The sequence below is a fragment of the Achromobacter mucicolens genome (assembly GCF_902859725.1).
Lineage (GTDB): Bacteria > Pseudomonadota > Gammaproteobacteria > Burkholderiales > Burkholderiaceae_B > Achromobacter > Achromobacter mucicolens.
Genome location: NZ_CADIJP010000003.1, coordinates 292,732 through 305,185 on the forward strand (window position 1 = coordinate 292,732; position 12,454 = coordinate 305,185).

At 65.5% G+C, this 12,454-nt stretch carries 13 protein-coding genes; 11 read left to right on the plus strand and 2 right to left on the minus strand.

Going from position 1 to position 12,454, the window contains the following annotated elements; translation table 11 throughout:
* The first annotated feature begins 108 nt into the window (after positions 1–108).
* From HV786_RS04955 to HV786_RS05000, 10 genes are all read left to right on the plus strand, one after another.
* Entirely contained in the window at positions 109–843 is a 735-nt protein-coding gene (locus HV786_RS04955) for a succinate dehydrogenase/fumarate reductase iron-sulfur subunit (RefSeq protein WP_108696760.1), read from the plus strand.
* A gap of 1 nt (position 844) precedes the next feature.
* Positions 845–1,177, plus strand: coding sequence for a succinate dehydrogenase (locus HV786_RS04960; protein ID WP_062839802.1), 333 nt, complete (start codon positions 845–847; stop codon positions 1,175–1,177).
* Positions 1,177–1,521 carry a succinate dehydrogenase/fumarate reductase transmembrane subunit gene (locus tag HV786_RS04965; protein WP_108696761.1) on the plus strand — a complete coding sequence of 115 codons (345 nt, stop codon included), beginning with the start codon at positions 1,177–1,179 and terminating at the stop codon, positions 1,519–1,521. The genes HV786_RS04960 and HV786_RS04965 overlap by 1 nt, the downstream gene beginning before the upstream one ends.
* Before the next feature lies 1 nt (position 1,522).
* Complete coding sequence (locus tag HV786_RS04970) at positions 1,523–3,262, plus strand: L-aspartate oxidase (protein ID WP_108696762.1); 1,740 nt, start codon at positions 1,523–1,525, stop codon at positions 3,260–3,262.
* Between the two features lie 12 nt (positions 3,263–3,274).
* Complete coding sequence (locus HV786_RS04975; RefSeq protein ID WP_056325844.1) at positions 3,275–4,210, plus strand: fumarate hydratase; 936 nt, start codon at positions 3,275–3,277, stop codon at positions 4,208–4,210.
* Positions 4,204–4,884 carry a fumarate hydratase C-terminal domain-containing protein gene (locus tag HV786_RS04980; RefSeq protein ID WP_056325841.1) on the plus strand — a complete coding sequence of 227 codons (681 nt, stop codon included), beginning with the start codon at positions 4,204–4,206 and terminating at the stop codon, positions 4,882–4,884. The genes HV786_RS04975 and HV786_RS04980 overlap by 7 nt, the downstream gene beginning before the upstream one ends.
* Before the next feature lie 48 nt (positions 4,885–4,932).
* Entirely contained in the window at positions 4,933–5,766 is an 834-nt protein-coding gene (locus HV786_RS04985) for an amidohydrolase family protein (RefSeq protein WP_128827571.1), read from the plus strand.
* A 52-nt stretch (positions 5,767–5,818) separates the two neighbouring features.
* Positions 5,819–6,697 carry a LysR substrate-binding domain-containing protein gene (locus tag HV786_RS04990; RefSeq protein ID WP_128827572.1) on the plus strand — a complete coding sequence of 293 codons (879 nt, stop codon included), beginning with the start codon at positions 5,819–5,821 and terminating at the stop codon, positions 6,695–6,697.
* Between the two features lie 213 nt (positions 6,698–6,910).
* Positions 6,911–7,912 (plus strand): Bug family tripartite tricarboxylate transporter substrate binding protein, encoded by a 1,002-nt coding sequence (locus HV786_RS04995; RefSeq protein ID WP_223572758.1) that lies wholly within the window; start codon positions 6,911–6,913, stop codon positions 7,910–7,912.
* A gap of 62 nt (positions 7,913–7,974) precedes the next feature.
* The gene (locus HV786_RS05000) at positions 7,975–8,724 is read left to right on the plus strand and encodes a sulfite exporter TauE/SafE family protein (RefSeq protein WP_128827573.1); all 750 of its coding nucleotides are present in this window, start codon (positions 7,975–7,977) and stop codon (positions 8,722–8,724) included.
* Between the two features lie 74 nt (positions 8,725–8,798).
* Here HV786_RS05000 and HV786_RS05005 read toward each other — a convergent pair whose 3' ends face one another.
* Positions 8,799–10,328, minus strand: a complete 1,530-nt coding sequence (locus HV786_RS05005; RefSeq protein WP_128827574.1) for a CoA-acylating methylmalonate-semialdehyde dehydrogenase — start codon at positions 10,326–10,328, stop codon at positions 8,799–8,801.
* A 119-nt stretch (positions 10,329–10,447) separates the two neighbouring features.
* On the opposite strand from HV786_RS05005, the gene HV786_RS05010 reads away from it, so the two are divergent.
* Positions 10,448–11,410: a LysR family transcriptional regulator gene (locus HV786_RS05010; protein ID WP_128827575.1), complete on the plus strand. Its 963-nt coding sequence runs from the start codon at positions 10,448–10,450 to the stop codon at positions 11,408–11,410.
* Here the strand turns inward: HV786_RS05010 and HV786_RS05015 are convergent.
* Positions 11,407–12,408, minus strand: a complete 1,002-nt coding sequence (locus HV786_RS05015; RefSeq protein ID WP_128827576.1) for a Bug family tripartite tricarboxylate transporter substrate binding protein — start codon at positions 12,406–12,408, stop codon at positions 11,407–11,409. The genes HV786_RS05010 and HV786_RS05015 overlap by 4 nt on opposite strands.
* Positions 12,409–12,454: the final 46 nt, after the last annotated feature.

The window sequence follows — 12,454 nt, forward strand, 5'->3', positions numbered from 1 at the left end:
ACCGCCCGAAATAAGTTCAAAAAATATCAACCAAATCTGTATTGCTTCAGGGATTCGCAAGTTCCAGAATTCTGTTCATAGGCGCAGCATGCCGCTTGAGGACGGAAAATGGATACGAAGCACTCCGCGAACCCGAAGCAACTGACGGTTCGCATTTCGCGAGGCACGGAGGACGGCAAGTTCTCCACCTACCTGGTCCCGTGGCGTGACAACCAGACCGTCCTGGACGTGGTGACGGAAGTCCAGCGAACGCAGGAACCCGGCCTCTCGTACCGCTACGCCTGTCGCGTCGGCGTGTGCGGATCCTGTGCGATGACCGTCAACGGCACGCCGCGCTGGACATGCCGCACGCATGTGAGCCGCGTCGAAGAAGCCGGCGTGATCGTCATCGAGCCCTTGCGCAACATGCCGCGGATCAAGGACCTGGTCGTCGACATGCGCGAGTTCTTTCAAAAGTGGGCGCGCGCCGGAAATACGTTTGTCGGCACCGCCACGCGCGACGATCCGCCGGCACGGGTGTTGCCCCAAAGCAAGCAGCGCAAGCTTGCCGACGCGGCCATCGAATGCATCAACTGCGGCGTCTGCTACGCCGCCTGCGACGTGGTTTCCTGGGACAAGGACTACCTGGGCCCGGCGGCGCTGAACCGCGCGTGGACGCTCTACAACGACGAACGGCACGCCGATCCCAAGGACGTCCTGCACAAGGCCACCTCCGGCAGCGGCTGCAATTCCTGTCACACGCAGGGCAGCTGCATGAAGCACTGTCCGGTCAGTCTGAGCCCGACCGGCAGCATTGCCGGGTTGAAACGCAGCGCCATCTTCAGCCTGCTCAAGGGAGACTGACATGGAGGCCCGTCTGTTCGCGCTCCAGCGCCTCACGGCAATGGTGATGGCGCCCTTTGTCCTGGTGCATGTCGGCCTGGTGATCTATGCGGTCCGCGGCGGCCTGACCGCTGGCGAAATCCTCTCGCGCACCGAGGGGAACTGGCTATGGATCGTCTTCTACGGCCTGTTCGTGGTCAGCGTATCGGTCCACGTCCCCATCGGCTTGCGCAACATCCTGATCGAGTGGCTCAAGCTTGGCCGGCCGGCGGCCTCCGTCGTCGGCCTGGCGTTCGGCGCGGCGCTGCTCGTCCTGGGCATGCGCGCGGTCGCCGCGGTGGGAGGGCTGGCGTGATGAGGTCCGCACGCAATCACCGCGCGTACTGGGCCTTCCTGGGACATCGGCTTTCCGGCCTGGCGCTGGCGCTGTTCGTTCCCGTGCACTTCTACGTGCTGGCAATGGCGCTGGACGAGGCCAGGCTGGACGCCTTCCTGAAGCTGGCGGAAATGCCTTGGATGAAAGCCGGCGAATGGGGGCTGGTCCTGCTGCTGACGCTTCACATGTTCTTCGGGCTGCGCCTGCTTGCGCTGGAACTTCTGCCGTGGCGCTCTCCGCGCGACGCGCGCGTCGCCTGGATCGGATGGGGATTTGCGATCTCGATGGCCACCGGACTGGCGTTCATCGCCGGAGTGATCTGACATGCGTATCGAAAACCACAAGACGGACATTCTGGTGCTGGGCACCGGCGGGGCCGGACTCTTTGCCGCGTTGCATGCGAAGAAGGCAAACCCCTCGCTGAAGGTGACGGTGACCGTGAAAGGCCTGCTTGGCAAATGCGGCTGTACCCGCATGGTTCAGGGCGGCTACAACGTCGCGCTGGCCGCGGGCGACTCGGTCGAGCGCCACTTCATGGACACGATCGAGGGCGGCAAGTGGCTGCCGCGCCAGGATCTGGCGTGGCGGCTGGTCGAAGGCGCGGTCGAACGCGTGCGCGAACTCGAAAACGAGATCGGCTGCTTCTTCGACCGCAATCCCGATGGATCGCTGCACTCCAAGGCGTTTGCCGGCCAGAGCTTTGACCGGACCGTGCACAAGGCGGACCTGACGGGCATCGAGATCATCAACCGGCTGATGGAGCAGGTGCGCGCGCTGGATGTGGAAGAACTTGAGGAGCATCGCGCCATCGAGCTCATTCCGGCCGCAGACGGTTCGGGCATCTCGGGCGTGCTCTTCATCGACATGCGGGCGGGCACCTACCGGTTCGTGCAGGCCAAGGCCGTTCTGCTGGCCACCGGCGCCGGCCCGACGATGTACCGCTACCACACGCCGTCGGGCGACAAGACCTGCGATGGCCTGGCCATGGCATTGCGCTATGGCCTGAAGCTCAGGGACATGGAGATGGTGCAGTTTCATCCCACCGGCCTGCTGGGTGGACCGGATACGCGGATGACCGGCACGGTGCTGGAAGAAGGCTTGCGCGGCGCCGGCGGCTATCTGCTCAACGGCGAAGGCGAACGCTTCATGACGAACTACGACAAGCGCGGCGAACGGGCCACGCGTGACGTGGTCAGCCGCGGGATCTACGCCGAAATGCGCGCGGGACGCACGGGCCCGATGGGCGGCGTCTACATCCAGATGAGCCATCTGGGCCCGGAGAAAGTCGCCAAGACCTTTCCCGGCATGGTCAACCGATGCAAGGACTGCGGATTCGACCTGGCCGGCGGCAAGGTCGAAGTGGTGCCGACCGCGCATTACCTGATGGGCGGCGTTGAATTCAATGTGGATGGCTCAACCGCCTCGCCGGGCCTGTATGCCGCGGGAGAAGACTGCGGCGGCGTGCACGGCGCGAACCGCCTGGGCGGAAACGGCGTCGCCAATTCCACGGTGTTCGGGGGCATCGCGGGCGATGCGATGGCCGCCTATGTCGCCCGCGAAGGCCACTGGCGCGATCCGGACCAGCAGGTCATCGCGCGCGGTGTCGAACGCGCCGAGTTCCCATTTTCTCGGCGCGCCGGACGCATTCACGAACTGCGCGATGCGCTGTCGCAGACGATGTGGGACGACGTGGGCGTGCTGCGCAATCGGGATGCAATGGAACATGGCCTTGACGCCATTGCCGCCCACCGCGCCGCCCTGCGCGACATCGGCGTGGCGGACGGCGACCGGCGCTTCAACCTGACCTGGCACGACTGGCTCAACCTTGAAAGCCTGGTCGACATCTCAAAGGTCATCACGGTGTCGGCGCTCGCTCGTGAAAACAGCCGTGGCGCGCACTATCGCGAAGACTTCTCCGAACCCGGCGACCTGCACACCAGCTGCTACACGCGCGTCAGCGCGCGGGACGGCGATGTGAAACTGGAGATGGTGCCGGTTTCCTTTGACATCGTGAAGCCCGGCGAATCGCTGATCGAAGGCGAAGCAGGCAACCCCCAAAGCTGAAGGCAACCCACCATGAGAATTCCCGTCCAGAAGATTGAACAAGCCGCGCTGGAAATCATGCGCCGCGCTGCAATAGAAATCCCCAAGGACTACAAGGAAGGCATCCAGGCGCTCCAGAAAAAGGAAACCGGCAAGCTGCCGCGATTCGTCATCCACGCCATGATGGACAACTGGGAAGCCGCCGACCAGGACCGGCGCCCGATGTGCGCCGATACCGGACTGCCGCGCTATTACGTCAAGGTCGGCAACGAGGCATCCGTGGACGCCGGGTTCGTGGCCGTGGAACGTGCGCTGCGCCACGCCACGGCCGAAGGCACCGTCACCATCCCGCTGCGGCCGAATCGCGTGCATCCGCTCTGGCGCACCGACCACAACAACAACGTCGGCATCAACGCGCCGGAAATCGAATGGTCGTTCGAACCGGACGCCGACTGGATCGAGATCACCACCGTGCACAAGGGCGGGCTTTTCGGCACCGACTACCGGATGCTGTTTCCGGGCGACGGCATAGACGGCATCAAGCGTTTTGTGCTCGATACCCTGATCGCGTTCGGCAAGCGCGGGCTGGCCTGCCAGCCCGCCATCGTCGGCATCGGTCTGGGCGGCTCCAAGGACACGTGCATGCAGCTCGGCAAGCAGGCGGCCTGTCTGCGCACGGTGGGCGACCGCAATCCCGATCCCAAGGTGGCCGAGCTGGAGCTTGAACTGATGAAGCTTGGCAACTCGATCGGCATGGGCGCGATGGGCTTCGTCGGCACCGGCATGGTGGTCGACTGCCACATCGAATGCGGCTACACGCACACCGGCGGCATGCCCATCAGCCTGCATACGTTCTGTCTGTCTTCGCGCCGCGCCACCGCGCGAATTCATGCCAATGGAGAGATCCAGTACCGCACGGATCCCCAATGGTTCACGCCCTACATGCGCCGGGAGACGGTCGAATGGTAAACAACGACGACGACATCAAGGTCTTTCACCTGGATCTGCCCGCCAAGACGGAAGACATCGCCAAGCTTGAACTGGGATCGGCCGTGTACCTGAATGGCTTGGTGTACACGGCCCGCGAGGGCGTCTACAAGAAGGTGCTGGACGAGGGTCTGCCGCTGCCTGTGGATCTGCGGTCCGTCAGCAACGTCAACTTCCATTGCTCGCCCGCCGCCGCACCCGACGGCCACGGCGGCTACAACGTGGGCGCCGTCACCGCAACCGCATCGTTCCGGTTCTCCAAATGGATTCCCCGGTGGCTCAGCGAGACCGGATGCCGAATCCTGATCGGCAAAGGCGGCATGCCCGCCGATGACTACAAGCAAGTGCTGGCGCCGGGCGGCGCCATCTACCTGACCACCGTCGGCTACGGCACGGGCGCGTTGCTGGGACGGGGCATCAAGCAGGTGCGCGAGGTGCACTGGCTGGATGAGCTTGGCATCGCGCAGGCCATGTGGCTGTTTGAAGTCAAGGACTTCGGGCCTTTCATCGTCGAAAGCGACCTGGACGGGAACTCGCTTTTTGCGCAGCACGCGGAAACGATCAACGCCGGCATCGAAAAGCTCTATGCCGGGTTGAAGCCGCCCGCCCTGCACCGCTACGGCGAGACCGACGACCGCAAGGACGAAGTGATGTAGGCGCCGCCTTGCCGCGCCCCCAATCGGATTCCATTCAAAGAGACTGCGATGATCATCGACTTTCGGCTTCGGCCGCCCGTGGGCGGCTTCCTGAACACGCTGATGTATTCAGCGGGCGAACGGCGCGACGGCTTCACGCGCACGGTGGGATTCGAACCCTCCAAGGCGGCGCAGCAGCAGTCGATGGACCTGCTGCTGCAAGAAATGGAGGCGGCCCGCATCGACCGCGGCGTGGTGGTGGGCAGGCTGGCCGGCGTGCTGGGCAGCGTGTCCAACGACGACGTGCGCGGCATCGTGGCCGCACACCCGGACCGGTTCATCGGCGCGGCCTCGATCGACCCCACCGACCGGCGCAAGGCCTGCCAGACCATCAATCAGGCCATCGAAGACGGCTTCCGGCTCATCAACATCGAACCAGGCTCGTATCCGGTGCCCATGCACGCCGACGACCGGCGCCTCTATCCCATCTATGGCCATTGCGAAGACGTCGGCGTGCCCGTGATCATGATGGTGGGCGGCACCGCAGGGCCCGACCTGAGCTATTCCGATCCGATACGGACCGATCGCGTCCTGACGGATTTTCCCAACCTCAATATCGTGGTCGCCCACGGCGGCTGGCCTTGGGTCAACGAAATCCTGCACCTGGGCTTCCGGCGGCCGAACCTGTGGCTGTCGCCCGACATGTACTTTTCGCGCATGCCCGGCTGGGAGGAATACGTGAAGGCCGCCGACAGCTTTCTATCCGACCGGATGCTGTACGCCAGCTCGTTTCCCTTCTGTCCCGTGCAAGGGTACAAAGAGTGGTTTGAGCGCTTGCCGATCCGTGAGGAAAACCTCAAGAAGGTCATGGGAGGCAACGCCCGGCGGCTGCTCGGAATTTAGCGCCCGAACCCCGCGCGTTTCGCAACGCGCCCCCTACCAGGACGACTCTTGCATGGACATCCGGACCCTCTACACGCTGATAGCGATCGCAGACCACGGCAGTTTCGCCGAGGCCGGCAACACGATCGGCCTGTCGCTGTCAGCCGTGAGCATGCAGGTCCGCGCGCTGGAGGATGAACTGGGCATCACGATCTTCGACCGCAGCCGCCGCCCGCCTATCCTGACGGACACGGGCCTCGCGCTGGTTCACCGGGCGCGCGACCTGATCACGCATTGGGAGAGCATGAGCGCCTCGCTCAAGAAGGGAACGTCGGCCGGCCTGCTCAAACTGGGCAGCGTGCACACCTGTGTGTCGGGCGTGCTGCCGCTGGCCTTGCGGCACCTGCAAAAGCAGGGGCATGGGCTGGAGGTTCACGTCACCACCGGGCTGACGCATGACCTGGAGCGGGCCATTTACCACCGCCAGCTCGATGTCGCCATCGTGACCGAGCCAGATGCGCCGCGCTCCGGCCTGGACTTCCTGCCCTTCGTTGAAGAAGAGCTTGTCGTCATCGCGCACCGGTCGGTGCAGGGCGCCAGCGACCAGGAAATCCTGGAGCAGAACCCGTATGTGCGATTCAACCGCTCTGCCCGCGTCGGCCATCTGGTGCAGGAAGAAATGGTGCGCAGGCGCATCACGGTGCGATCGACCATGGAAATCGACAACCTGGAAGGCGTCATTGCGATGGTGGCCAATGGCCTTGGCGCATCCGTGGTGCCGGCCAGGCGCGGCCGCAACGAGTTCCCGGCGGGAATCCGGGTCACGCCGTTCGGCTCGCCGACCATCAAGCGCCGTCTGGGCATCCTGGCGCCCCAGGAGAATCCCCGATCGCATCTTTCGCAGTTGCTGCTCGACGCATTGAAGTCGGTCTGCGCCAGCCAGACCCGATGACGACGCGAGGCGCATCCCAATTCCTGATCCGCAGTACGTAGCTCAGCAGTCCAGCAGTGCGTAACCCAGCAGTCCAGTAGTCCGCCAACAATCACCGCGACGCCCCAAAAAAAAATCGAGCCGACTGGCCCGAGGGACAGTTGCTGCCTGGCAAAACCCGCCCTTCCCGCAGATCGGCGGGCCGCGCCTACCGCGAACGAAGGAGACAACACCGTGAAAGACGAAAATCAACCTGTGCATGGACGCCGCCGTCTCATCAAGGCCATGGGGTATGGGCTGGCGCTGTCGCCCTGGCTGGCGGCGCCCGCGCGCGCGAACTGGCCATCGGACAAGGCCATCCGCATGGTCATCCCGTTCTCGGCGGGCGGCGCCACCGATTTGCTGGGGCGCGCGCTCGCCTCCGAAATGGCCAAGGGCCTGAACCAGACCATCGTCGTCGAGAACCGCGCGGGCGCCGGCGGCAGCGTGGGCGCGCAGGCCGTGGCCGGGTCCCCCGCGGACGGCTATACGCTGTTGCTCGCTTCGGGAAGCATGTTCACCGTCAATCAGTTCATCTACAGCAAGCTGCCCTACTCGCTCAACGACTTCAGCCTCATCGCCAAGGTCGCAAGCGGACCGATGGTCATCACCGTCAATGCCGAACTGCCTGTCAAGAACACGCGGGAACTCATCGCCTACGCCAAGGCGCGGCCGGGCAAGCTCAGCTTTTCGTCCGCCGGTGTCGGGAGCCAGACGCATATGGCTGGCGAAGCCTTTACCGACGCTGCCGGGATTGACCTCATGCACGTCCCGTACAAGGGCGAAGGGCCCGGCTACACGGACCTGATGGCCGGAATCATCCAGGTGGCCGTCGGCAATATCAATGCGATTGCGCCGCTGCTCAAGGGCGGGCGCCTGCGCGCGCTTTCCGTCACGGGCAAGGAGCGCGCGGCCTTGCTGCCCGGCGTGCCGACCACCGCCGAAGACGGCGTGCCCGGCTTCGAGTTCACCGGCTGGTTCGCGCTGATGGCGCCTGCCGGCACGCCGCAAGCCGCGATAGACCGGCTGCTCGCGGTGGCCAACCAGGCCGTTGAGCAACCTGGCTTGAAGCGGTACCTTCAAGACCAGGGCATGGCCCCCACCATCGTGCCTGGCGCGGCGCTGCAAAAGGAGATTGCGGCGGAGTCCGCCAAATGGCAGGCTCTCGTGCAAAAGAAAGGCATCACCGCCAGCTGAACATCCGCAGGGCTTCGTTGCGCTCCAGCCCTGCTTCGCCCATCGAGGTGCCGTTTCCACCCATGCCCACCGAATCGCTTGCGTTTGTCATCCCCGTCATCTTCGTCGCCTACACGGTCTTCGGGATGACGGGATTCGGCGCGGCCATGGTCGCCGTGCCTGTGCTGGTCCAATTCATTCCCCTGCAACTGGCCGTGCCGCTGGTCGTGCTGTTTGACCTGACCTGCACGGCCCTGGTCGGCGGCAGAAACTGGAGACGCGTCAGCCTGGCCGAATTCAAGCGTCTGCTGCCCTGGATGCTGCTGGGCATCGCGCTGGGCGTCACGCTGCTGCGCGACGCCGGGGCCCGCTGGCCCCTGATCCTTCTGGGCGCGTTCGTCCTAGTCGTGTGCATCCAGGGCCTGCGCGGCGCCCGGGGCGGCGCCAAACCGCCACTCAAGCCCTTCTGGGCGTTTCCGTTCGGGGTGTTCGGCGGCGTCTTCAGCGCGCTGTTCGGCACCGGCGGCCCCATCTACACGATCTACCTCTCGCGACGCCTGGACGCGCTGGAGCAATTCCGGGCAACCATTTCGGTCGTGATCCTGCTGAGCGGGATCGTGCGGGCCGCAGCGTTCGGGGCCGCGGGGATGTACTCCAATCCGGACATCCTGCGCGCCGCCGCGGTGCTCCTGCCCGTCGCGCTCATCGGCCTGTACGCGGGCTCGCGCTTCAGAACGCGCGTCTCTCCCGAACTGCTGAAGCGATCCATCTTCGTGCTGCTTGCGATCGCGGGCGCCGGTGCGATCTACCGCGGGTGGATGTCGCCCGCATGAGCGGCATCGCGCCGCGCGGGCTGGCGACGCGCGGCGCGGGCAGGCGGCCGCGTTCGAGCCGCCCGCTACCACGGTCACTTCGCCGTCGGCATCGCGAACTCGGCGCCCTTGCCGATGCTCTCCGGCCAGCGCTGCATGATCGACTTCTGGCGGGTGTAGAACCGCACGCCTTCTTCGCCATAGGCATGCATGTCGCCAAAGAGGCTGCGCTTCCAGCCGCCAAAGCCGTGCCAGGCCATCGGGACGGGAATGGGCACATTGATGCCCACCATGCCCACCTCGATGCGCCGGCCGAATTCGCGCGCCACGTTGCCGTCCCGCGTAAAGCAGGCGACGCCGTTGCCGAACTCATGCGCGTTGATGAGGTCCACGGCTTCCTTCAGGTCCTTGACCCGCACGCAGCCCAGGACCGGACCGAATATTTCTTCCTTGTAGATGCGCATGTCGGGCGTGACGTGGTCGAACAACGTGCCGCCCATCCAGAAGCCGTCGCCGCACCCCTCGCCTGCCTGCGTGCCGTTGAAGCCTCGGCCATCGACCAGCAGCTTCGCGCCCTCCGCTTCTCCCTGCGCGATGTAGCCGCTGATGCGCTCGTGCGCGGCGCGGGTCACGATTGGTCCCATTTCGGCGGCCGGGTTCTCGCCGTCCAGCACCTTCAAGGCCTTTGTGCGCTCGATCAGCCTGGGCAGGAGGCGGTCGGCCACGTCGCCCACCAGCACGGCCACGCTGATCGCCATGCACCGCTCGCCCGCCGATCCGTAGCCGGCGCCGATCAAGGCGTCCACGGCCTGGTCGATATCGGCATCGGGCATCACCACCATATGGTTCTTCGCGCCACCCAGCGCCTGCACGCGCTTGCCCAGGCGGGCACCCGTCTCATAGATGTAGTTGGCGATCGGCGTGGATCCGACAAAGCTCACCGCCTTCACGCCGGGATGCGTGAGCAGCGCGTCCACGGCGACCTTGTCGCCCTGCACCACGTTGAACACGCCATCGGGCAGACCTGCCTCGCGCAGCAGTTCGGCGATGCGCAGCGACGGACTGGGATCCGTCGGGCTGGGTTTGAGCACGAACGTGTTGCCCGCGGCGATCGCCACCGGAAACATCCACATCGGCACCATCACCGGAAAATTGAAAGGCGTGATGCCGGCCACGACGCCCAGCGGCTGGCGCAACGTCCAGTTGTCGATGCCGGTGGACACCTGTTCGGTATGCGCGCCCTTGAGCAGTTGCGGAATGCCGCAGGCGAACTCCACAATGTCGATGCCGCGCGCGACTTCGCCTTGCGCATCGCTGAACACCTTGCCGTGCTCGGCGGTGATCAGGTGAGCGAGCTCGTCGCGGTGGCGGTTCAGCAGTTCAAGAAATCTGAACAACACGCGCGCACGGCGGATCGGCGGCGTGTCGGCCCATGCCGGGAAAGCGGCCTGCGCGCTGGCCACCGCGCGCTGCACCTCGTCGGGCGTGGCCAGCGTGACGTGCCGGGTGACGACGCCCGTGGCCGGATTGAAGATGGGCTGGCGCGCGCCTGTCCCATCGACGCGGCTTCCGGCGATAAAGTGTCCGGCAATGGATTCGGCGGCGCTGCGCGGGGTTGCATGCATGGTGTTCTCCTGTGCTCAAGCGTGAAGTGCGGGTGCTGGCACTATGTCGTGCCGCCCGCCGCCCGTCGAGCCCAGAAGGCTGGAATCAGTGTTTGCGGTTCTGAACAATGGAAATTGGCATGACAAAGACAAGACGCCTGGAAGACCTGTGGTCGCACATTCACTGCCTGGGCGTGCTGGCCGACACGGGAAGCTTCACGGCCGCCGCGCGCCGGCTGCAGATCAGCAAGGCGTCGGTCAGCCAGCGCATCGTGGAGCTGGAACAGGCGGCCGGCGTTCCCCTCGTGCGGCGAACGACGCGCAGTGTCAGCCTGACCGAGGCGGGGGCAAGCCTGGTCGACCACACGGCGTCGGCCTACCAGCGCATCGAAGAAGGTTTTTCCGCGGTTCGCGATTTGTCCGACGGCCCGCGCGGCGTGTTGTCCGTGACGGCGCCCGTCGCCTTGGGGCGCCAGGTCATCGCGCCGCTGATACCCGGTTTCCTTGCGCGCTTTCCGGACGTCCGGATTCAGCTTGAGCTGAGCGACCACCTGGCGTCCCTGGCCACCGAGGGATTCGACCTGGCGATCCGGCATGTTGCCGGCGTGCCCGACACCCATGTCGCCTCGTTGATCTGCGAGACGCGCTCGGTCCTCGTCGCCACGCCGCAGTACCTGGCGGCGCACGGCACGCCGCGCACGCCCACGGATCTGGAGGGCCACAATTGCCTGCACTACCTGCGCCGCAGCGGCGGCGCGACCTGGTCATTCGAATCGCTTGATGGGGACAAGCGCATCGCCGTGCCGGTGCGCGGCAGCTTCACGGCCAACAACAGCGAAGTCTTGCGGGAAGCGGCCGCCGGCTCGGTCGGCATCGCGCTGCTTCCGGATTTCAGCGCGGGCCAGGCGTTGCAGCGCGGCACGCTGGTCGAGGTCCTGCCAGGATGGCGCGTCGTCGGCGACTATGCCGAACGGCTCTATGCGGTCAGGCCCTACACGCCCCGCGTGCCCCTGACCGTGACCTCGTTCGTCCAGTATCTGCGCCAGGCGATTCCGGCCGCCGAAGGCCTGGCGGCCGGAATCGCCCCGCAAGCCAACGGCTAATTGACCTGCAGCCCCGCCTTGGCCACCAGCTCGGCGTAAATGGTGGCGCCCTGATCGACGTACTTTGCCGTATCGGCAGGCGACAACACATGAGGAATGCCGCCGAAGTTGGCGTTGCCCTCGATCCATTTCGGGTCCTTCGAAATCTGCTGAAGCGCGGAGGCCCACTTATCCACCGCTTCGGCGCTCATGCCCGGCGGCCCGAACAGCCCGCTCCAGCCGATGACGGCCTCAAGCTGCGGCAGGTTCGATTCGCGTGCGGTCGGAATGTCCGGAAACTGCGCAAGGCGTTCCGGCGTCGTCGTCAGCAAGGCGCGCAACTTTCCGCCCGCAAGAATTCCGGTCATCGAGCTCAAGTTGTTGCAGGCGAAGTCCACATCGCGGCTCAGCACCGCCATCGCCACCTCGCTGCCGCCCTTGTACGGAACGCTGACGGCCGCGTCGGGCTTCAGTCCCAGACTGCTTAGCAGCAGTTGCGGGGCAAGGTTCTGCACGGTCGCGGGGCCGGAATGGCTGTAGTTCAGCTTGCCGGGCCTGGCCTTCAATGCCTGGGACAGGTCGCCGATGGTCCGATAGGTGCTATCCGGATGCACCACACAGACGACGGGGTTCAGCTCCAGCAGCCCGATGAACGTGAAATCCTTCGAGGTATAGGGCGTTGTCTTGGGCTGCAACGCGGGCAGGAGGACCTGGGAACCGATGCGGCCCATCAGCAGCGTGTACCCGTCGGGCGCCGCGTTCTTGACCGCGGCCGATCCGATCGCGCCGTTGGCGCCGGCCTTGTTGACCACGACCACCGGCTGCCCCAGAACGCCTTGCGCGGCGGCGGACAGATTGCGCGCCGCCATGTCGGCGTCGCCGCCCACGCTGAAGGGCACGATGAGCTGGATCGGTTTGGCTGGGTAAGCCTGGGCGGCGGCCAGCCCGGGAAGGGTGAGAAGCAGGCAAAACGCGGCGCGAGCGGACCCGCCCGGGCGCATGCCGGTGAGGCTGATCATGGGATGTCTCCTGTTCGTTCTACGGGACGAAACCGGACTGCGGCGA

What these genes read in the sequence shown, in the direction of transcription:
- HV786_RS04955 (WP_108696760.1), top strand. Translation starts at nt 109, where the DNA reads ATGGATACGAAGCACTCCGCGAACCCGAAGCAACTGACGGTTCGCATT.
- HV786_RS04960 (WP_062839802.1), top strand. Translation starts at nt 845, where the DNA reads ATGGAGGCCCGTCTGTTCGCGCTCCAGCGCCTCACGGCAATGGTGATG.
- HV786_RS04965 (WP_108696761.1), top strand. Translation starts at nt 1,177, where the DNA reads ATGAGGTCCGCACGCAATCACCGCGCGTACTGGGCCTTCCTGGGACAT.
- HV786_RS04970 (WP_108696762.1), top strand. Translation starts at nt 1,523, where the DNA reads ATGCGTATCGAAAACCACAAGACGGACATTCTGGTGCTGGGCACCGGC.
- HV786_RS04975 (WP_056325844.1), top strand. Translation starts at nt 3,275, where the DNA reads ATGAGAATTCCCGTCCAGAAGATTGAACAAGCCGCGCTGGAAATCATG.
- HV786_RS04980 (WP_056325841.1), top strand. Translation starts at nt 4,204, where the DNA reads ATGGTAAACAACGACGACGACATCAAGGTCTTTCACCTGGATCTGCCC.
- HV786_RS04985 (WP_128827571.1), top strand. Translation starts at nt 4,933, where the DNA reads ATGATCATCGACTTTCGGCTTCGGCCGCCCGTGGGCGGCTTCCTGAAC.
- HV786_RS04990 (WP_128827572.1), top strand. Translation starts at nt 5,819, where the DNA reads ATGGACATCCGGACCCTCTACACGCTGATAGCGATCGCAGACCACGGC.
- HV786_RS05000 (WP_128827573.1), top strand. Translation starts at nt 7,975, where the DNA reads ATGCCCACCGAATCGCTTGCGTTTGTCATCCCCGTCATCTTCGTCGCC.
- HV786_RS05005 (WP_128827574.1), bottom strand. Translation starts at nt 10,328, where the DNA reads ATGCATGCAACCCCGCGCAGCGCCGCCGAATCCATTGCCGGACACTTT.
- HV786_RS05010 (WP_128827575.1), top strand. Translation starts at nt 10,448, where the DNA reads ATGACAAAGACAAGACGCCTGGAAGACCTGTGGTCGCACATTCACTGC.
- HV786_RS05015 (WP_128827576.1), bottom strand. Translation starts at nt 12,408, where the DNA reads ATGATCAGCCTCACCGGCATGCGCCCGGGCGGGTCCGCTCGCGCCGCG.